We start from the raw sequence: 22,058 nt of genomic DNA, 5'->3' as shown, positions 1-22,058 counted from the left end.
GAGCGGAGTGCAACGTAGTAGAGAGATCTATCGAAGCAGATATCTCCCTGCCCGAAGCAGGCGGGCGTTGCACCGCGTTTCAGTCGAGATGACATTTTATAGCGGGACTATATGGTTAAACCAGCTTTTCATTTTTGAGGTTGCAAGGCGCACAAACCCTTGTACATAAACCCGACAGCAGCGACAGCCTCCGATTTTTTCTATCGGAGCTATAGCGAATGGCGGGACTAAAAACCGCCAAGCACCACAAGCCGTTCATTTCCAATCTTAAATCATTCCTTTTTGCATAAGCGCAATACCAGTCCTCACTTTTGAACTTCAAGAGCGTATCATCAATTAATGTTTACCCACCCATAGTAGTAAGATTGCTTCGTGCCTCGCAATGACGATCTGTCGCGATTAGTAATCCCAAATCGTCTGTTTTTCTAAAGATTTACCGGCCGAAATGAAGGTACTTTAACACTAATCGTTCAATCCTTTACTACTTAAAATTTGCGGCATATATTTCTCAATCCTGGCTTCGCGGGTTTTGGATTGTTTAGCAGACGAAAAATATAAATTTAGCTTTTACGCATCGCTGCCTCCTATGTTGTTGCTTTCCCGAAACTTCGGGATAACGCTTCAACCGGGGCTATATGGCCAAACCAGCTTTTCATTCTTGAGGTTGCAAGGCGCACAAACCTTTGTACATAAACCCGACAGCAGCGACAGCCTCCGATTTTTTCTATCGGAGCTATAGCGAATGGCGGAACTAAAAACCGCCAAGCACCACAAGCCGTTCATTTTCTAATCTTAAATCATTCCTTTTTGCATAAGCGCAATACCGTCCTCATTTTTGAACTTCAAGAGCATATCATCAATTAATGTTTACCCACCCATAGTAGTAAGATTGCTTCGTGCCTCGCAATGACGATCTTTCGCGACCAATAATCCCAAATCGTCTGTTTTTCTAAGGATTTACCGGCCAAAATGACGGTACTTTAATACTAATCATCCAATCCTTTACCACTTAAAATCTGCGGTATGTATTTTTCCACCCTTGCTTCGCGGGTTTTGGATTGTTTAGCAGACGAAAAATATAAAAGATATCCGCGCTGGCGCCCTGGCGTTAAGGCTTCGAAAGCTGCTTTTAAATCCGGAATTTGGTCCAGTTTGCTTTGAAACTCTTCCGGAATTGCATATTCTGTTGTTTTTTTTAATTCAACTTTCAGTCCGGCCTTTTCTATCTCAATGGCTTCCAAAATATAGGCTTTTAAAATTGCCTTCATTTCTACAATCTGCAATGCGTTGGTAAAACGGATTTGCCTCGAAGATTGTACATTCTCCGTTTGCTGGATCAAGATAGTTTCCTTATCTTTCAATAAAGCACCTTTAAAGAATAAAAAAGCACAGTATTCTTTAAAATCGTGGATTAAAACGATATTATTTCCATTAAGCGTGTAGCAGGGGCAACCCCATTTCAATTCTTCGGTAAGTCCGCAATCGAGGGCAATTGTTCTTAACAAATTTACTGCTTCCTGCCATTTTTTGGCTTTGTTAAAATAAAAATCAACTTTTGGATTCATCTTATTTATGGATTAGTTGAAACAATTTTCCTTTCTGCAGGCCTGAAATACCACGAAAGTATTGTTAACACCAACAATAACATCGGCCCGAAATATGCTGAAAAACTATGATCGGCGACCGAAATATGTGAAAAAACAGCACCAGACATGGCAAAGAAAAAACCTGCATAAGCCCACTCTTTAAGTAACGTAAATTTAGGAATAAGCATGGCAATAACGCCTAAAATTTTCCAGATGCCCAATAAGGTGAGGAAATAAACCGGATAACCTAATTGGGTAAAAAGTGCGACTTCATCTTTCGTTTTCAATAATTGTACAATACCGGTTGATAACATGCCCAGGGAAAGCCAAATGGTAGCGATCCAATAGATAATTTTGTTTCTCCTTTTCATGGTTTTTTATTTTAATTGACTGACAATATTTTGCAAACGGTTATGTGCCATGTTAATGCCCTGGGCAAAAGGTAAAGAGAGGATCTGATCCCTTAACCCAACCGATTTGTATATCACGTGCATGGTGAGTTTGCTCCTTTCAGCGCTCAGTTTTTCGAAAGTTAAAAATTCAAGCTGTGCCGCGAAAGGCGTATTTTCCATTTCGAATGTCCTGGTGATTTTTTCTTCGGGCACAAATTCATGGATTACACCACTGGCTACAAAAGCTACGTTTCCTTTGTTATCTGAAGTTTCGAAAGCATAACTGCCGTGTTTTTTATTTTCGAGTTTCAGTACTTTGGTACCCATCCATTGCGCAACAATTTCGGGTTCTACGTAAGCTTTAAAAAGCAATTCAACAGGAAGATCAAATTCCCTGGTAATTACGATTTCCTGTTTGCCATTTTCGGCATTAATTTTTGTTTTCTGCTCCATTTGGTTCTATTTGGTTGGTTTATAATTTTTCATAATATCTTCCAGTTTGTTAAACCTGTCGTCCCACATCTGGCGGAAAGGTTCGATAAAATCAGCTATTTCTTTCATCTTTTTGGCGTTGGTATGGTAATGCACTTCCCTTCCGTTCTGTTTCTGCTCCAGTAATTCGCACTCCGTAAGGATCTGCAGGTGTTTAGAAACTGTTGGTCGGGCCGTATCGAAATTGGCCGCTATAGCGCCAGCCGTCATCGATTGTGTGGCGACCAATAATAATATTGCCCTGCGGGTAGGGTCGGCAATGGCCTGGAATACATCTCTTCTTAAATTCATTATGTAGCTATTTGACTACAAATATAAATGTAGTCATTTAACTACGCAAATTTTTGAGAAGATTTTTTTAATGGCATAGGGTAAGAAAGAAGATTTGTCATCCTGAGCGTAGCGAAGGATCTTTAAGTTACAGCAACAAAAGTCGTTATTTAAGGCCTATGCCTGATTAAAGCAAAGGCGAGTGTGAAACAGATTCTTCGCTGCGCTCAGAATGACAGCGGAACGGAAATTTCGGTCCGTGGAGACACGGACCGAGGCATTGAAGGATAAACAATTTGTCAATCCTGAGCGCAGCAAAGGATCTCCAAGTTACAGCAACAAAAGTTATTATTTTAAGGCCTATGCCCGATTAAAGCAAAGGCGAATGTGAAACAGATTCTTCACTGCGCTCAGAATGACAGCGGAACGGAAATTTCGGCCCGTGGAGACACGGACCGAGGCATTGAAGGATAAGCAATTTGTCATCCTGAGCGTAGCGAAGGATCTCTAAGTTATAGCAACAATAGCTGTTATTTTAGGCCTACGCCTGATTAAAGCAAAGGCGAATGTGAAACAGATTCTTCGCTGCGCTCAGAATGACAGTGGAACGGAAATTTCGGTCCGCAGAAATACGGACCGAAGCGTTGAAGAATAAGCAATTTGTCATCCTGAGCGCAGCGAAGGATCTCTAAGTTATAGCAACAAAAGTCGTTATTTAAGGTCTATGCCTGATTAAAGCAAAGGCGAATGTGAAACAGATTCTTCGCTGCGCTCAGAATGACAGCGGAACGGAAATTTCGGTCCGTGGAAACACGGACCGAGGCATATTATTTAAAATCAGGCACAGGGAACAAATATCCACCGAACAGGATGTATGACCATAACAACGTCCAGAAGATATTGAAAATCTGGGCCGTAACAAAAGTAAATGCCGGCCGGCCACCCTGCAGTTTTACCAGTGATGAAAACTTAGCCTCCATACCAATCGAAATAAAGGCAATGGCGAACCAAACGGTACGTAATCCGTTTAGGGTTGGCGCAACACTTTTTGCAGTTGTAGGCGATAATAAGAAAGAAAACACCAGCGATGCAGCAACAAATCCCAGTACAAATTTCGGGAAACGCTCCCATACAATTTTAAGTCCCGGACTTTCTGCTTTAACCAAAACCTCACCATTTTCGCCTTTTGGTTTTTTATAAGCCCACCAGATGGCGATAAAAAACGCCGCTACACCGATAAATACATTTTGCGAAAATTTCGCAATTACTCCGGCTTTAACGGCTATTGGTCCAACCAGATCACCTGCTGCGGTAACTGTTGCAGTGGTATCTAACGTTCCGCCCAGCCAGGCACCACCAATTACATCCGGAATGTGGAAATACCTCACGGCCCAGGGCTGGATAATCATCATGGGTATGGCCATAATCAATACCAATGTGGTTACGTAAGATAATTTACGTTTATCGCCGTTAATGGCCCCTGCAGCAACAATAGCAGCTGAAACACCACAGATGGATACGGCTGATGCTAAAATCACACCAAATTCATCATCCACTTTCAGCCTGCGGCTTAACCATAGGGAGAAAAACCATACTGCCGTTACTACAATAACCGCCTGCACAATTCCGGGTAAACCTGCTTTAATTAAATCGGCAGATAAAATAGTGGTTCCTAAAATTACCAGACCAGTTTTAATGTAAAACTCAGACCGTACAGCTTCTCTCAACCAATCGGGCAATTTTACTACATTCCCTAAAAAAATTCCGATTAGCAAAGCAAACACCACATATTCCAGTCCGAAATAAGATACGTTTTTATTGCCTCCAATAATGAAAGAGATAATGGCAAAAAAGTAGATCAGCGAAAAACCTGCAGCAAACCTCGCTACGTTACCACCAGAAAGGCCGATGGCTATGGATGCAAGCGCCAGAAAAATGACACCTGTTTCTAAAATGAGTAGTAAATTCTGGCCTGAAAGGATTTTATTAAAAAGATCGTCAGAGGTAGCCCATTTATAAGCAGGTAAAGTAATGGTTGTGCCGTTATTGGTTAAATAAAGTACGGTGGCAATAATAATTGTACCTAAAATTACCGCCCACCAATCTTCGGTAAGCGATTGTAAAAATGTTTTTTTATCGGGCGTTATCCCTGCATCTGTTAAAGCTCCCGTAGTGCCTGAAGCATTGTTTTGTGTTGACATCGTTTTTTCTTTGTGGTTATCTGATTTTTATATTGAAAATATCTTTTAATGCTCTTTTTGCAGCATTGTAGCCGCACATGCCGTGTACTCCACCTCCAGGCGGGGTAGACGACGAGCAGATGTACAATCCTTTAGCCGAGGTTTTATATGGCGACCACCTTAAAGCCGGACGTGTAAATAATTGCCCCAGGTCTAATATCCCGCCGTTAATATCGCCGCCGATATAGTTACGGTTATGCGCTTCCATCTGTTCGGTATTCATGGTATGTTTGGCCAAAATCCGATCTTTGAAACCAGGTGCAAAGCGCTCCACCTGGTTTTCGATTAAGGCTGTCATATCCTGTTTTGATCCGTTTGGAACATGGCAGTAAGCCCAGGCCGTTTGTTTTCCTTCGGGTGCACGCGATGGGTCGAACAAACTCTGCTGTGCCAAAAGCACATAAGGTTTTTCGGCTTGCTGGCCTTTACTGGTCATCAGTTCGCCTGCGGCTATCTCTTCAAAAGTATTGCCCAGGTGTATGGTACCCGCCCCCCGGCATTCTTCGGCAGTAAACGGAATAGGACCATCTAATGCCCAATCTACCTTAAACACACCCATACCATAACGGTAACGTTCGAGCTGCCATTTGTAAATACTGGAGAATTTATGCCCGGCAATTTGTAATAACTGTTTCGGGGTAACATCAAAAAGCACCGCATGGGCAGAAGGCAATTGATCTAAAGAAGTTACAAAGGTTCCGGTTTCGATTTTCCCGCCAAGTGATTTAAAATAACTGGCCAATGCTTCTGCAATAAATTTTGATCCGCCTTTGGGTATCGGCCAGCCTTTGAGGTGTCCGCCAGCCAATAATACCAAACCAATGGCTGTGGTGCTTAAATTGCTTAAAGGTTGTATGGCATGTGCGGCCATCCCGCCAAAAAGTCCGCGGGCATGTTTTTCTTTAAAACGTTTAACAAAACCCGTAGCGCTGGTTAATGCTTTTAGGCCAAAACCTGCCATGGCCAATGGGTGTTTAGGAAAATGTAAAGGTCCTAACGCATCTTCATCAATCAACGGCCATGCAGTGGTGATGTTTTCCATTAAGGAAGTATAAGTTTTTGCATCGCCACCCAAATAATCAGCTGTTTTATGGATAGAATGGTCCAGTATAGCAGCGGTACCATCATCAAAAGGATGTGCCGCAGCCAAAACGGGCTGTAAATATTCCAAGCCAAAATCTCCCAGGGGCAATGTTTTAAAAAATGGTGAAGCCAGTGCCATGGGGTGGATGGCCGAACATACATCGTGTGTAAAGCCGGGCAAAGTGAGTTCAGCAGAGCTCAATCCGCCTCCAATTACGTTTTTACCTTCTATAATTAAAACGGAAAGTCCCTGTTGCTGCAAAAGAATGGCCGCAGCCAGTCCATTTGGCCCCGATCCTACTACAATTGCATCATAATCCCGTTTTTCTAGTTTCATCTGGTTATTTTATGGTTTCCGGTTTAAATAAAACGGTCCCGTCGTTTTTAATCTGCCATGCAGTGATGGGATTCATGTGGTATCCGCCCAGGTTTACGCCACGGGCCTCTGCCAATTGTGCCAAAGTTGGCTGTAAATAGCCGGTTTCATCGGTCACACGGCTTAATATTTCAGTCGCTTCACCCTTCCAGTCCCACAAATACCTGAAATAGGTATGTGCCTTGCTCAGTACGGGTTCCTGTAAATTAGCCATTTGCCATGTTCTTCCGGCATCGGTACTAACTTCTACTTTTTCTACCTTTCCCCTGCCGCTCCAGGCAATTCCACGAATCTCTACCCAACCCTTATTTACCTTTTGGGGATAAGATGGATAGGTGATGATGGAACGCGCATCCAACTCAAAGCTAAACATTCTGATTTTATCTTTTACAGGGTAAGTATATTTTGACGTTTCTTCCCTGGTCATGTAGGGTTCTTCGGAAAGTTCGATGCGCCTTAACCATTTGATATTCATGTTCCCTTCAAAACCGGGCAAAAGTAACCGGATTGGATAACCCTGCTCAGGCCTTATGGCTTCACCATTCTGGGCATAAACAATCATAGCATCATCCCAGGCTTTTGCAATGGGGATGGTACGGGTCATTATTGCCGCATCCGAACCTTCGGCCAAAAACCATTTCGCCTTATCGCTGACGCCCACTTCATTAAATAGGGTAGAAAGCATTACACCTGTCCACTCACTCTGACTGGTTAGCCCGAGGATATCCTGTGGGGTCATTTCGGCTTTACCGGTACGGAAATTACCGGCACATTCGATAAAACAGGTTCGTGTAACAGATGGGAACCTTTTAATATCGGCAAGGGTAAATTTCATCGGGTTATCAACCAATCCGTGAATAAGCAACTCGTGTTTTGCCGGATCGATGGTTGGAATACCGGCATGATGACGTTCGAAATGCAAATCGGCCGGCGTTATGGTACTGTGCAGATCCTGCAAAGGTGTACGCGAAGAAATATCAGAAGGTTTGCGTACAGGTTGCTCAAATGGTGAACGTTTCCCCAGCGGACTAGGCCCGGGGCCAACAATTTTGGTCGGATCATCTGCAATTTCAGGAAGAACCGGCGTTTCAGCGGGTACTTCATCAGCAAATAACGATTGTACAGGTAAAACTGCCGCAGCAATTACCCCTCCCAATAAAGTTCGCCTGCTGATTTTACCAGTGGCTTTTTTCTGATCTTTGTTATCGAGCTTCTCCATTACTTTATTTCAGGCCCTCCTTTGCGATCGTCCATAATAAACAGTTTTTTTGCCGGCATTACTATTTTAGGAAGGTTTTTAGCATCGAGTACCACATCTGCTTTGATAATTTTGTTGGCATTGAGCAGGTAGGCCGTGATGCTGTAAACTTCGTTGTTGCTTAAAGAACCGGGAAGATTGTAGGGCATGGCACGGCGCATATAATCGAACAAAGTGGTGGCATAAGGCCAGTAATTGCCAATGGTTTTGGGTTTGCTGGTAGCCAATGTATCGCCCACCAAAGCATTTCCCGGGAGTTTTACACCTGGTTTTTCGGTACCATCAACGCCATGGCACATTGCACATTTTTGAGCGTACAATAACTTTCCTTTTTTTACATCGCCCTGTCCTGCCGGTAATCCTTTCCCATCCGGACGAACGTCGATATCCCATGCCGCAATTTCCTGTGCGGTAGCCGGGCGGCCAAAACCGAATTTAGCCGGCCGCTTTAAGCTATCCGATAAAGGCTTTTTTCCTTGTGAGGGTATAAATGCCGTTTTTAGCGACATTAATAACAACATTACAGGGCATGCGAGTATGAGTACCGTTTTTTTGTTCATCTCCTTAATATTTACCCGCGCTTAAAGTACTTTTTGGCAATACATATTGCCGGTCGTAACGATCGAGTACCACGTAAATAGAATCTTTTCGCTCATTGATGCCCGAAAGGATAACCCTCGAACCATCGGTGGTATCATACCTCAGTACCATGCGATGGCGTTTTACTTCCCTTGGCTTTTCTTCAAATTCGCGGTCTCTGCGGGTAGACCATGCGGCTTTATCGATCATTTTATTTTCATCGCCGATGTGTTGCCATGCGGTTTTACTAATCCAGTTGTCTTCTTTTGGTTTGGCTTCTCTGGCCTGATCTGCACCTTTGCGTCCACCCCTTAAAGCCATCACATTTTTATCCTGCAGGTACAGCACTTTATCTACGGTATCTGCATAATAATGAAATGCCCTTTGACCACCGGCAACACCACTGATTTCGAAAGTGCGCTGGATATCGCGCATCGGGCTACCGCCACCATTTGATGGATCGATGAGTACTGGTCGATTGATTTTGAAGGTTAGTGTGGTCCAGTTTTCGAAAGTAGCTTCCTGCCAACGGGTAGAATCGAGCGGATTAAACGGAATAACTTCTCCGTTAATTTTAAACTCGCTTACACGATAATTTCCCCTTAGTTTTTTAACGCCGGCGGTTGCAGGCTGTTTGTAGGGATCGTATTTAAAGTTAATCACCTCGGTATAGGTAAGCACGCCGAAAAAGATCACAAAAGTGAGCACTTTTAAGGTAATGCGGGTGTATTTAAGCCATGGTTTTCGAAAATCGGGATATACCCTGAACGGAACGGTATAACGTTCGAGAATGAGCAGGTTGTATAATTTAGGAAAATCATCGGCAGCGATAAATAGCCCGAGTAACACAAAATAAAATGCGTAAACATGTACACCGCCATCGTAAGCATAGTTTACGAAAGTGATATCGCCTAGCGCAGCCGCTAAAAGTATAGCGCCAAATGTGCTGGTTTTCCGGAAGAAAAGCATGGCACCGGCAACAATTTCGACCACGCCTCCAAAAACCTGGTACCAGGGCACTACACCTACCGAAAGCCAGTATATTTTTTGTGCGGTAAAATCGCCAAAATTACTGTTGAGCAAACCCAGTGAGGGATAAGGCATCTGCGTAGGGAAAAGTTTGGTAAAACCGAAGCCAATAATGCCGATCCCGGCACGGTAACGCACCACTACCCTGATCCAATAATAAAGGATGTGATAAGATTTACGCTTGCGATCAAAGGCCGTCCAGATTAATGCACCTACGAGTGCAAATACCAATGCGATGCCCCAATCTATATAATCGGCAAGAAAACTTCTCTTGGACGGTAAAGCTGCACCATTTTCGTTTTGTGCTTTTTTGTCGCCAACTTTTTCTGCCTTATTCTTTTTGACACCATCTTTTTTAGACGATTCATCACCTGATGGCGAATCGGTAACATCACGCGAACGCTGTCCGCCAAAAAGCGATAAAAAGCTGGGCTGGAAACGGGCAATATCGTACAAATCGCGGTAATGCGGTCGCGACCAATCTAAGGTAAATACGTTTTTATACCAATTGGCCGAAAATGGAATAGACATGGCGAGGAAGAAAATAAACAGCACCCGGAAGCCAAATTTCTTTTGCCACGACCATGGCTTTTTAGCTTCAGCTTGTTGCGCCGTTACCCAGTTTTCTATATCCTGTTGTTTTATTTCAGACATAACATTATAGTTTAAGTGCTTTGCGGCGGCTAAGCTTTAAAGGATATTTTTTATCGATTTTATTCAATACCAAATAAATCGAATCGCGGTGCTGATTGGTACCTGAAAGGATGATGGTTGCACTATCAGGACGGCTATAATTTAACCGCAACTGTTCGCCCTTGTAGTGTGGATTTTTGTTATCCAATAACAATACATGGTTCAGCGAATCAATTGTATAACTGTAATAATGCCTTCCGGCGGTACCAGCCAGTTCATAATCACGGTCTTTATCATTTTTAAATACCTGTTCATAATTTGCCGAATCAACAATTACCTTCCGATCGGAACGCACGCTGATGGTGGCCCATTTTTCGAATACCACATCTTTCCAACGGATGGAATCTGCAGCAGCGTAAGGCAATACACGGCCATTGATTTTGAATTCGCTTACATTATAGATCCCGGCAGCTTTGGCTAAACCTTTGGTGCGTGGAAACTGGTAAGGATCGTGGTGGAAACCCGAGTAAGTTTTAAAACCATAAAGGAAGACGAAAAAGAAAATAACCAGCGTTTTAAGCACCAAACGCAGGGATTTGGTTTTACCCACAAAATGTGGTTTAAAACTGTTGGGAGCAGTAGGCCGCTCGAGTGAGATAAGGTTATAAATCCGCTGTGCATCAAACCAGAGTACAAACAGAGCGAAGGTGATCAGGTAAGTGGCATACACAAACTCACCACCTTCGTAAGCCAGATTGGAAATAAATACATTTCCGGTAAATACCAGGATAATTGCTGCACCGATGGTAGCTGTTTTGCGGAAGAACAATAACAAACCCGCGAGGATTTCGATAGCGCCCAAAAACGCTTCGTAAGAAGGTACAATGCCCAAACTCATCGAAAATATTTTCCAGTCGGTAAAATCGCCATAACTGGTATTTAAATTACTGATGGAGGGAAAAGGTGCCTGCAAAGGAAAAAACTTGATAAAGCCGTATCCGATGATGCCAATGGCCAAACGGTAACGCACCACAACCCTTAACCAGTAATAAAACTGGTTGTAATCGATATCTTTATATTTCGATTTACCCCAGGCTACCGCGCCAATTATTGCAATTATTGCAACAATGATCCAATTGATAAAACTATCAGCACCAGGCAAGAACTTTGCAGATAAACGCGTAAGGTTAAAGATATCGCCATAGCTGATGTGAAACCAGTTAAAACCAAAAACAATTTTAAAAAAATCGACACTTAAAGGAATGGCCTGAAGGATAAAAAAAAGAAAAAAGAACCTGAATATCAGCTTTTCCCTAGCGGTCCATACAGGCGGCGATGGTATATTGGTATTACTCATTGCTTTAATTTTTAAGGATTAATTTGAAGCGGTATTACCTGATTTCCGTGGTTCTTTAATCACCTGCCTTTTGGCCAGGTCGTATTTCTGGCCTGCACCTAAAAAGAAAAATGGTCCGTTTGAAGCCGTAAAATCTTCACGGTTATTTACAACATGTTTTTCGCCACTGTTTACAATGGTATTGTAATCGTAAATGGCCACAAATGAATGTCCGAGCACCTGCAACGTATCACGCTGTACCAGAATGGCGGTTGCCTCGTTCAGGCCAATGCCGATAAAATCAGGGGCTTTACGGATAAAATCAACCAGATCATACTGGCGGTTACGGACCAATAAATGTTGATCGATAGCTGAATATTTAAGGAAACCTAAACCCTGGGTATGGTCGCCCACCAAAACCTGTGCGCCTTTGGTATCGCCTCTCCATAAAAAAGAACCAATAATACTTGCCCCGGCCGAGCTGCCTGCAATTACACCTCCCCTGTTCAGCACATCGATAAAAGCCTGATGCGTAAGGGTATTGAGGTAAGAATCGGCAATACGCCACTGGCGGCCACCTTCAAAATAAACTGCGGTTGCATTTTTTAGGGGAGCGATAAATTTTTCGCTATTGGCTTCTTTGAAATCGCTGGTGTGGAAAAGGGTGACATTTTTAATTCCTGTCTGACGTTTTACCTCTTCTACCCCTTTTTTATCATAAGCTGCCGAATCGCCCGATGCAGTAGTAACCACTACCAGTACGGCTTTATCTTTACCACCGGCCAGTTCAGTAAATTTCTCCCAGATATCGCGTTGCGAACCCACATTACCACCAATAATGAGCAGACTTCCTTTTTCGGGGCCATGCCGGGTATCAGATTTTTTTACGGTAATGGGCGATGATTGGGCAAAGGCCGAAAAACCGAATGCGGTTAGGGCTAAAAGAAAAATGCTTAATTTTTTCATGATCAATATTTTTAATAACCAGGGTTACGGTTTGGTCCTGCCAATTGCGGATCAACCAATGTTTCGTTATAAGGAATCGGAAAAAGATAAAGGTGTTTATCAGGCAGGGCCAGCACGGTTTGTGCACGGTCTGTACGCACCAGGTTAAACCAGCGATCGGCTTCGAAAGGGAATTCTACCTGACGTTCTTTTTCGAGTGCCAGTAAAATCTCACTCAGTGTAGCCGCAGTAGTTGCACCAAGTCCGGCACGGCTACGCACCGAATTCAAATCGGTTTCTGCGCTGTTAGCACCAATGAGGTTGCCCTGTTGCGCCCTTGCTTCTGAACGGATCAGGTATAATTCGGCAATACGAATAACGTAAGCCGGATCGGTACCCAACGGATTACGGTAATATAATTTTCCGTACCATAAATTGCCCGGAGGCGCGGTCTGTGCAATTAAAGTATTGCGGTTACCGCCAATTGCCGGGTTATTTAATAAAGCAACTAAAGCATCATTCGGCGACCATTCTCTACGTCCGCCCAAAGCAGGTGGCAACCACCAGTTGCTGTGTCCGTTGGTGTTCGAAGTGGTATAAGCCAGCTCCAGTACCGATTCGTTTGTAGTTACGGCATTATTGGCAAAAAACGCGCTGTATGGTGCCACAAGCGAATAATTTGCATTATCGTTAATTACCGACGTAGCAAATTGCTCGGCCAACGCCCAGTTTTTCTGATAAAGGTAAAACCTGGCTTTAAGTGCCTGAACTGTCCGTAAGCTTACCCGGTTACGGCTTACAGCTGTTGGAACCAAAGTTTCGGCGGCGTTTAAATCTTTTAATACCTGTGCGTAGGTATCGGCCAAACTGCTGCGTGGAATATCGCTGTTATCTGATGAGTTATTGGTCGGTTTTAAAATGAGCTGTACACCACCCCAACCACGTGCTAGATCAAAATAAGCCAAAGCACGCACGAAATAAGCTTCGCCAAGGTATTGATTTTTCAAGGTTGTGGTCAATAAAGGATCGCTAACAGTAGGCACCTTATCAATAATATAATTAGCCTGAGATATGGTTTTATAAATAGCCGTCCATGCCGACTGCACATAACCATTGGTAGCAGAAGTAAGGTGTTTGGTAATCTCATTTGGATCAGACTGGGACCCCGACCACTGAATATCTCCGGCAGATAAATAAGAAAGCGCCGGGAAGTTTGAGCCATAATAACTGTTGGCCGCCAAAAGGTTAAATAAACCATTTACGGCAGTGGCCGCAGTACCGGCATTGATAATGGCCTGATCCTGATCTACCTGCAACTGGGGCTGTACCTCCAGAAACTTTTTGCAGGAAGTGAACAGGATGATGACTGCGAATATGTATATAACTTTTTTCATGATTGATTATTCGGTTTAAAAAGTAATGTTTGCACCTATCTGGAAAGTACGTGGCACAGGTGGCGTACCTAAATCATAACCGAGTACGGTAGCCGATGATGATACATTGATCTCCGGATCCGGACCTTTGTATTTCGTCCACAACCAAAGGTTTGAACCACTTGCATAGATCCTTACAGAATTCATTCTGGCTTTTTTGATAAAGTCTTTGGGCAGGTTATAACCAAGGGTTACATTACTAAGGCGAAGGAAAGATCCGTCCTCAATGTTACGGCTGGTTGGGCTCAGGGTGTAATTTTGTCCGTAAGCGGTTAGCCTTGGCATATTGGTAATATCGCCGGGTTTCTGCCAGCGGTCTAACTGGTAAACATCCATGGCCCTGTTGGCATCGCGGGTTCCGCCACCTTCGAGAAAATAATTGTTGTTATTGTAAACCTTATTGCCATAAACAAAATTGAAGAACACCGATAAATCGAAGCCTTTGTAGCTGAGGTTATTGGTTAAACCCCCGTTAAATTTCGGTAGCGCATTGCCCACCGGAACAATATCATTCGCGTTGATTACACCATTGTGATCGGCATCTTCGTACACCGCATTTCCGGTCTGCGGATCAACGTAAAGCTGGTTATACACATAAAAAGTGTACATTGATAAACCCTGCACCATACGTTCGGCAGCATAAGCGGCAACCACCGGTGTAGGTAGTTTTTCAATTTTATTGATGTTACGCGAAATATTAAAATTGGTACTCCATTTAAACGCACCATCGAGATTAACGCTGCTGATATTCAGTTCCAATCCTTTATTGCTCATTTCGCCGGCATTGGTAAGGATAGAAGAAAAACCTTTACTCGAAGCTAACGGCAAATTAAGCAACAGGTTGCTGGTGTATTTATCGTAAACATCACCGCTTAAGGTCAACCGGTCTTTAAAGAAACTCAAGTCAAAACCAATATTGGCCTGACGGGTGCTTTCCCATTTCAGATCAGGATTGGCCAATTGCGACGGCACCGTACCCGGATTGTTCTGATAGTTGGCTCCGGCACCCCATAAACCACGTGAGGCAAAATCGTTGATCCCGTTCTGGTTTCCGGTTACACCAATACTTCCGCGGAGTTTTAAGTCTGAAATTATGGCAACATCTTTTAAGAAATTTTCCTGTTTAACACGCCATGCTAAACCTGCAGAAGGGAAATATCCCCATTGGTGGTTGGCGCCAAAACGTGAAGAACCATCGGCACGGATACTGAAAACTGCATAATATTTTCCACCGTAATTATAATTTAAACGGGCAAAAAATGAAGATAATGTATATTTAGATTCAGATGCAGATGAAGTGGTATTAGCGGCAGAGGCAATCTGCTGGAACGAATCGTTCGGGAAATTGGTACCCTGTGCGAGGGTCTGGTTAGATACTGATCCCTGTAATGAATTACCGATCAAAGCACCAAAAGTATGTTTGCCGGTAACGTGGTTATAATTTAGGGTTTGCTCGTTTGTCCAGATGGTGTTATTGCTTACACTTGAGGTACCCAGGTTTTTGTTCGCAATACCCAGGTTGGTTAAACTGTTCCAGTACTGAAACTCATTGTACTGGTTATAATCAACACTCCAGCTGGTTTTAAAGGTTAAATCTTTGGTAATATTCACTTCGCCATACAGGTTACTAATTAACCTGTTACTGGTGCTGTTCATATTCGTATTGTTTAACAGGACATCAAGGTTGTCAAAACCAGCCCATTTGCCGGGTGTTCCATCAGCATTTACCTCCGGAAGATAAGTTGGGGTATGCAAAGCCGACTGTAAAATCCCACCCTGTGGCCCATCCCCTACACGTGCATTGGTGCGGTAAGTTTGCGTAAGAATATTACTGGTTCCGATTTTTACGTAATCGTTGATTTTCTGATCAAGGTTCAGCTTAAAACTCCCTCTTCTGAAATCGTTTGTTTTCAGGGTTGCCTCCTGTTTATTTAATCCTCCACCAATATAATAAGTGGTTTTATCGTTACCTCCTGAAACAGAAACATCGTAGTTTTGCAACAGTCCGGTGCGGAAGGCTTTATTTAAACGATCATAAGTATTCTGATCTTGTGGCAAACCACGTGGTGCCGGCGAAGCAGTAGGATTATCGGTTAATGCCCTAAAAGGCTGAAACCTGTAAGTAGTAGCCGGGCTTGTTCCGTTTGCTGCAGCAATTGCAATGGCATCGGCGTTTGAATTGCGGTAAAATTCATTAATTAGTTCAGCGTGCTGCGGACCATTTACCAGGTCCCACAATTTTGGTGCTTTTGCCACACCTACATAAGCACTTAAACTTACTTTTGGCGCAGTGTTATATTTACCGCGTTTGGTGGTAATCACAATTACCCCGTTGGCTGCACGGGCACCATAAATAGCCGTTGCATCGGCATCTTTTAAAACGGTAACACTTTCTATATCATCCGGACTGATATCCGACAGGGGGTTATTCGCCTGCCCCTGGGTAGTAATACGTTGTAGCGATCCGCTGTTTACATAAACACCATCAATTACATACAAAGGATCGTTGCTGGCATTGATAGAAGTTGTACCGCGGATGCGGATAAACATTCCGTCGCCAGGAACACCGGTAGAAGTGCTTACCTGCAAACCAGGAGCTTTACCCTGCAACTGCTCGGCAAAAGTGGCGGTTGGTTTGGCCCTTACTTCATCAACAGCAATGGTAGAAACCGAACCGGTTAACGATTTCCTCGTTTGAGTACCGTAACCAACTACCACTACATCGTTTAACTGACTGTTTACTTCTTTTAACCGGATAGTTGTAGGACTGCTACTTACCACAATTTCTTTGGTTTCGTAACCTACAGAGCTTAAAATTAAAGTATAAGGCAATTTCTGACCGGTTACAAAAACAAATTTTCCATCTCCATCGGTCGAAACTACGTGTGTAACGCCTTTAATGCGCACTACAACGCCAGGCAATGGTTGTTTAGTTAAAGAGTCGATTACTGTACCTGCCAGTTTGGAATTTATGAGTGGCGGAGGCTCAACCTGGGCAAAAATTTTAAAGGGTGCGGCCAGCACAGTGAGGAGCAAAATGAGGCTGGCCAATAAGAATGGTTTTTTCTTATGGAGAAATATTTCCATATTTAACGGGTTTTATGTTAATGATTCAATTCATTGGATAAAGCTGAATGGGTATCAGTGCGTGATTGGCGTTACTGAACTGATATTCCGTGATAACCGGCGAGGCTTCCTTGCCGGTTCTTTTTTGGCAATAATTTCAACACATATTTAAGGGGGCTTGGTGGTCAGGTTTTAAGGTATCATAGGTTTAACCCATAACTTTTCGGGAAAAAATCAAAATCAACAACAGCACATATTCCCATGGAAATAGATATTTAAAACAGAGCGTTTAATGTTAATATCAGAGATAGAGGATGTTTGGGGTGTTATTGTTGCATTCATGATCAGCGCAAACATATTGATAAATATTTAATCTACAAAATCGATAGACTAACTATTAATAATGTTACACGGGTTATGTTGTTGAATTTGAGTGAATGAGGTAGAAGTATATTAAAACGGAATGTTGTTATAAACAAAAAAGCCTTACAATTTCGTTGTAAAGCTTTCAAACCGGCTCCCTCTGCTGGGCTTCCCGAAAAATCGGGATCTTACTCTCCAGCAACCCTCTGATTAATTCCGCAACTGCAGGACGCTGACCAGCTGATCCGGAAGGCTCTTAAAATGTCCTTAACGCAAAAAACCACAACTTTCATTGTGGTTTTTGAAGCTCCCTCTGCTGGGCTTCCCCAAAGAGCGGGATTTTACTCCCCAGCGACCCTCTGATTAATCCCGCAACTGCGGGACGCTAACCAGCTGATCCGGAAGGCTCTTAAAATGTCCTTAACGCAAAAAACCACAACTTTCATTGTGGTTTTTGAAGCTCCCTCTGCTGGGCTTCCCGAAAATCGGGATCTTACTCCCCAGCGACCCTCTGATTAATCCCGCAACTGCGGGACGCTAACCAGCTGATCCGGAAGGCTTTGAAAATGTCTTTAAACGCAAAAAACCACAACTTTCATTGTGGTTTTTGAAGCTCCCTCTGCTGGGCTTCCCGAAAATCGGGATCTTACTCCCCAGCGACCCTCTGATTAATCCCGCAACTGCGGGACGCTAACCAGCTGATCCGGAAGGCTCTTAAAATGTCCTTAAATGCAAAAAACCACAACTTTCATTGTGGTTTCTGAAGCTCCCTCTGCTGGGCTCGAACCAGCGACCCTCTGATTAACAGTCAGATGCTCTAACCAGCTGAGCTAAGAAGGAATATTTATTTATTCTGGTTGTACTTTACTAAATTTGATCAAAATCCTTTGATCGTTTCTTAACTCTGATTAATCCCGCACCTGCTGGACTCAACCAGCTGAGCTAAGAAGGAGTGCTGGTTGTTTCCTAAAACGTGGTTATTGATGCTTTACAACATACATACCCTTGTTCGTTTTGGGAATGCAATATTAGGGCTTTTAAATTATTTATGCAATATTTGCAGTGAAAAAATTTAGAAAAAAAATTAATACAAAGATATGAGCCTGATAATCATAGGTACTGTAGCTTTTGATGCTATTGAAACTCCTTTCGGAAAAACGGATAAAATTGTTGGTGGCGCTGCAACCTACGCAAGTTTAGCTGCTTCTTACTTTTATAATAAAGCAAAAATTGTAGCAGTGGTTGGCGATGATTTCCATCAGTCAGACATCGATACCTTTACCAATCACGGCATTGATACCGAAGGATTACAGATTAAAGCAGGCGAAAAATCATTTTTCTGGTCGGGGAAATACCATAACGACATGAACAGCCGCGATACTTTAATTACGGAATTAAACGTATTGGAAAACTTCGACCCGATTATCCCTGAAAGCTATCAGGACTGCGAATACCTGATGTTGGGCAATTTAACACCACAGGTACAGCAAACTGTAATTAAACGCCTTAAAAACCGCCCGAAATTAATCGTAATGGATACCATGAACTTCTGGATGGACATTATGATGGACGATCTACTGGAAACCATTAAACTGGTTGATGTATTAACGATTAATGATGCAGAAGCCCGTCAGTTATCAGGCGAATACTCGTTAGTTAAGGCGGCAAAAAAAATCCTTGCCATGGGACCAAAATACCTGATTATTAAAAAAGGTGAACATGGTGCATTATTGTTCCACGAAGATCAGATTTTCTCTGCTCCGGCGCTACCATTGGCAGAAGTTTTCGATCCAACCGGTGCGGGCGATACCTTTGCAGGTGGTTTTATCGGTTATTTAGCGAAAGTAGGTACCATCAACTTCAATAACATGAAAAATGCGATCATTTATGGTTCGGCACTGGCTTCTTTCTGCGTTGAAAAATTCGGAACAGAAAAGTTGTTAAACCTAACTGATGAAGAAGTTGCCGCAAGGATTCAACAGTTTGTAAGCTTAAGCGCGTTTACAATAGAAGCTTAATCAGTTCTCAATTGGCAGTTTTCAGTTGACAACTGGCAATTGAAGACAAACGAACCGCAGGTTTAGAGAAGAATTTCTTCTAAACCTGCGGTTTTTTTAGCCCATTCCGTCATTTCGACTGTAGCGTGCCGATTTTTCATCGGTAGCGGAACGGAGAAATCTATCTCGAGACAGATCTCTCCGCACCGGTTGATAAGCACTTACTTTGACAATCTTTTTCGGCTGTATGCATAAAGATTGTCAAAATTTAAGCCACCGAAGCTAGATCTAAGTCAATTAATCTCGCCATTGCATTACGTTTCGTTTCACCTACTAAAACCCTACCGCTGCAGGCTGCCTGTTCCTTAAATTAATCACCGTTCTGCTGATAACCGGTTGCAAGGCAATCAGAATAATCGATAGTAAACAAAGCACCGCAATCCATTCATAATAGCTTACACAGAACTGTAGAAACGTTTGCTTTTGCACAGCTTTATTGAGCAAGCCAATTGCCGCTTTACCAGCTTCATCGCGAGGCATCCCCCTGCTGTTTAGTACCGATTGATACATTTTTAACCTATCCGGCAGGTTAAAATCGAGTAAAGTAAGGCTACTTCGCAAATCATCGTTATGTTTTCCTTTAAAGTACAACTGATAGAAATTAATAAAAGCTAAACTCAGGCTAAAAGTCGAAAAACGAACGAAAATCCCTACAGAAGACGCCGACTGACTCATATTTTCAGGTACTGATGACATAATAAACATCACAATCGGCGACATTACCATACCCGCACCTACACCCTGCATAAACAAAGGCAGGTAAAAATTATCCGTTCCTGCTTCGGTTGCAAATAACTGACACATCCATATAAAAAACACAAAAAGGAATACAAAACCGGTTACCCACAGTATTCTTAAATGTCTCTGACGAATAAGAAAACGGATCGCGATGATAGAACCAACTACCACCCCGGCGATATTAAAAATCATCATTTCATTAGCATGCAGCGAATCCATTCCTAAAACCATTATAAAATAAGAAGAAGTTAAACCGAAAGCACCGCGAATGATATACAGAATTACCAAAAAAACAATCCCGATGGCGAAATTCCTCGATTTAAACACCGACAGATCAACTGCAGGTCTTTTCAAAGTACGCTGCCGGGCTATCGAAACCACAAACAGAAACAGAATGGCCAATATAGAATAAACAATGCTTTCGTCATCCAGCCAATCGTACTCCTGCCCATAAACCAATACGTAAGCAATTAGCACCAACATGGTTGAGAAAAGTACAAAACTCATCCAATCTATTTTATAGAGTGGTGTTTTGCGCAAAATGTGCACACGATTAATTACACTGAAAAGCAGCACGGCACTTGGTAAAAAGCAGAAAATAATGGCCTTATAAACCACATTATATTCATAATTTTCTACAATGGGCACCGAAAACAATGCTGTAAGGGGCGATACACAAAGGATCATTCCATAAAAAATGGTATAACCGGTTTCTTTTGCATGTTCTGATTTTAAGCGGCTAAAAAGCAGATTCAGCGAAATGCTTGTTAAACCACAGTTTACAATTCCCTGTAAAAAACGAAGGGTAAAAATCAGCCATATTTCACGCGTATGGTAACACCAATAGGCAATCAGGATTTCTAAAATAATACAGATCAGCAGGTAATCTTTGGTAACAACCCTGGCAAAAAACCGCCGCTCTACCACTGCAAAACTGGCTACGGCTGCGTAAAACATCAACATCGAAAACTGGATATCGGAGGCACTGGCCCCATAATAACCCGCTGCAGCGGTACCATCAGCGGTAGATAGTGCAAAAAGCAATACGGATGATAGAAGCACTGCAAAAATGCTCAATATCACCAGCCATTCAGGTATCCTTGTTTTAAATATCGGCAAACGATCAGTCATTTTTTTTCACTTTAACACTGGCACTCATGCCCGCACTTAACGCATCAATCCCTTTATCCTGCTTATCCAGGCGGATACGTACGGGGATTCTTTGTGCAATTTTAACAAAGTTCCCGGTCGAATTATCTGGCGGCAATAACGAAAACCGCGAACCTGTTGCACCGGAAAGGGATTCTATTTCACCTTGAAACGACTGTCCGGGGAAAGCATCTACTTCTACATTTACCTTTTCACCAACATGCATTTTAGCAATCTGCGTTTCCTTAAAATTGGCCACTACCCATTTCCCTGCGCTGCGATCAACCAGATAGGCGATGGTTTGGCCGGTTTGAACCAATTGACCGACCTGTATCGTTCTTCTGCCCATTTTGCCATCGTAAGGTGCTACAATAACTGTGTAGGAGGTATTCAGGTTATTTCTTTTTACTACTGCTGTTCTTCTTTTTATTTCAGATGCCAGTACTTCGCTCTGCACTTTAATATCGTTCGTTCTCGAAATGGCAGTTGCATAATCTTCTTTGGCCGCCAGGTATTCGGCCTGTGCTACCTGCAATAAACTTTCTATCGTTTCTAATTGCTGGCGTGTGGCCGATTCTGCATCGAAAAGTTTTTTATAGCGGTTATATTCTGTTTGCTGTTTCCAGAGTTTTGCTTTTGCTGCGGCAATTTTAGCTGCAGCAACCAAAGCGGTACTCTGCGCGGTTTTAATGTTACTCTGCTGTACCGAAACCTGCGCTTTGGCATTTAACAACGAAGCCGAAGCCTCATCCTGCTGTACGGTATAATCGTCATCATCAATAAGTACCAGCGTATCGCCTTTTTTCACTTCCTGGTTTTCTTCAAATTTTACTGCTTTAATGTAACCGCTTACCCTTGCCGTTACGGGATTAATGTACTCATCCACCTGCGCATCGTTGGTTTCTTCATATTTGATATAGCCGAAAAGGGTTTTCCCACCCCATACCATTAGCACCGCTAAAACGATGAGCGCGATGATGGTGGTAATTCTGCTGATGATTTTATCGGCTTTGCTTTGTTTCTGTGTGTTCAT

General features: G+C 42.9%; 16 protein-coding genes and 1 tRNA gene. 1 reads left to right on the top strand and 16 read right to left on the bottom strand.

Translation table 11 applies throughout. The annotated features are described in order from the left end of the window. Positions 1-986: 986 nt before the first annotated feature. From ACTJKC_RS11175 to ACTJKC_RS11110, 14 genes are all read right to left on the bottom strand, one after another. Positions 987-1,565 carry a YdeI/OmpD-associated family protein gene (locus ACTJKC_RS11175; protein WP_440791920.1) on the bottom strand — a complete coding sequence of 193 codons (579 nt, stop codon included), beginning with the start codon at positions 1,563-1,565 and terminating at the stop codon, positions 987-989. A gap of 5 nt (positions 1,566-1,570) precedes the next feature. Then, positions 1,571-1,957: a DoxX family protein gene (locus ACTJKC_RS11170; RefSeq protein WP_440791918.1), complete on the bottom strand. Its 387-nt coding sequence runs from the start codon at positions 1,955-1,957 to the stop codon at positions 1,571-1,573. A 6-nt stretch (positions 1,958-1,963) separates the two neighbouring features. After that, complete coding sequence (locus ACTJKC_RS11165) at positions 1,964-2,431, bottom strand: SRPBCC family protein (protein WP_344853206.1); 468 nt, start codon at positions 2,429-2,431, stop codon at positions 1,964-1,966. Positions 2,432-2,437: 6 nt separating this feature from the next. Beyond that, complete coding sequence (locus tag ACTJKC_RS11160) at positions 2,438-2,761, bottom strand: ArsR/SmtB family transcription factor (protein WP_187592892.1); 324 nt, start codon at positions 2,759-2,761, stop codon at positions 2,438-2,440. An 806-nt stretch (positions 2,762-3,567) separates the two neighbouring features. Continuing rightward, positions 3,568-4,941, bottom strand: coding sequence for a YeiH family protein (locus ACTJKC_RS11155; protein ID WP_440791915.1), 1,374 nt, complete (start codon positions 4,939-4,941; stop codon positions 3,568-3,570). Positions 4,942-4,957: 16 nt separating this feature from the next. After that, positions 4,958-6,400: a phytoene desaturase family protein gene (locus ACTJKC_RS11150; RefSeq protein ID WP_440791913.1), complete on the bottom strand. Its 1,443-nt coding sequence runs from the start codon at positions 6,398-6,400 to the stop codon at positions 4,958-4,960. Between the two features lie 4 nt (positions 6,401-6,404). After that, positions 6,405-7,658 carry a sulfite dehydrogenase gene (gene soxC / locus ACTJKC_RS11145; protein WP_440791911.1) on the bottom strand — a complete coding sequence of 418 codons (1,254 nt, stop codon included), beginning with the start codon at positions 7,656-7,658 and terminating at the stop codon, positions 6,405-6,407. Beyond that, entirely contained in the window at positions 7,658-8,257 is a 600-nt protein-coding gene (locus ACTJKC_RS11140; RefSeq protein WP_440791909.1) for a c-type cytochrome, read from the bottom strand. The genes soxC and ACTJKC_RS11140 overlap by 1 nt, the downstream gene beginning before the upstream one ends. Positions 8,258-8,261: 4 nt before the next feature. After that, positions 8,262-9,959, bottom strand: a complete 1,698-nt coding sequence (locus tag ACTJKC_RS11135; RefSeq protein ID WP_440791907.1) for a hypothetical protein — start codon at positions 9,957-9,959, stop codon at positions 8,262-8,264. Positions 9,960-9,963: 4 nt separating this feature from the next. After that, a complete protein-coding gene (locus tag ACTJKC_RS11130) occupies positions 9,964-11,295 on the bottom strand; it encodes a DoxX family protein (RefSeq protein WP_440791905.1) in 1,332 nt (443 codons plus the stop codon). Positions 11,296-11,313: 18 nt separating this feature from the next. Next, entirely contained in the window at positions 11,314-12,240 is a 927-nt protein-coding gene (locus ACTJKC_RS11125) for a cyanophycinase (protein ID WP_440791903.1), read from the bottom strand. A gap of 11 nt (positions 12,241-12,251) precedes the next feature. Further along, the gene (locus tag ACTJKC_RS11120) at positions 12,252-13,613 is read right to left on the bottom strand and encodes a RagB/SusD family nutrient uptake outer membrane protein (RefSeq protein ID WP_440791901.1); all 1,362 of its coding nucleotides are present in this window, start codon (positions 13,611-13,613) and stop codon (positions 12,252-12,254) included. 15 nt (positions 13,614-13,628) lie between these two features. Continuing rightward, positions 13,629-16,739: a SusC/RagA family TonB-linked outer membrane protein gene (locus tag ACTJKC_RS11115; protein WP_440791899.1), complete on the bottom strand. Its 3,111-nt coding sequence runs from the start codon at positions 16,737-16,739 to the stop codon at positions 13,629-13,631. 1,108 nt (positions 16,740-17,847) lie between these two features. Further along, positions 17,848-17,921 (bottom strand) — tRNA-Asn (locus tag ACTJKC_RS11110). 257 nt (positions 17,922-18,178) lie between these two features. On the opposite strand from ACTJKC_RS11110, the gene ACTJKC_RS11105 reads away from it, so the two are divergent. Continuing rightward, on the top strand, positions 18,179-19,099 hold the full coding sequence (locus ACTJKC_RS11105) for a PfkB family carbohydrate kinase (protein WP_113950757.1): 921 nt from the start codon (positions 18,179-18,181) through the stop codon (positions 19,097-19,099). 312 nt (positions 19,100-19,411) lie between these two features. On the opposite strand, the gene ACTJKC_RS11100 is transcribed toward ACTJKC_RS11105, so the two are convergent. Both ACTJKC_RS11100 and ACTJKC_RS11095 read right to left on the bottom strand, forming a co-directional pair. Then, positions 19,412-21,007, bottom strand: coding sequence for an MFS transporter (locus tag ACTJKC_RS11100; RefSeq protein WP_440791897.1), 1,596 nt, complete (start codon positions 21,005-21,007; stop codon positions 19,412-19,414). Continuing rightward, a complete protein-coding gene (locus tag ACTJKC_RS11095; protein ID WP_440791895.1) occupies positions 21,000-22,058 on the bottom strand; it encodes an HlyD family secretion protein in 1,059 nt (352 codons plus the stop codon). Before ACTJKC_RS11095 ends, ACTJKC_RS11100 begins: the two co-directional genes overlap by 8 nt.

Origin of the sequence: Pedobacter sp. 22226 (genome assembly GCF_052045455.1) — a bacterium.
Classification (GTDB): domain Bacteria; phylum Bacteroidota; class Bacteroidia; order Sphingobacteriales; family Sphingobacteriaceae; genus Pedobacter; species Pedobacter jeongneungensis.
Note: the sequence above shows the minus strand (reverse complement) of the source record. Positions and strands in the feature narration are given on the sequence as shown.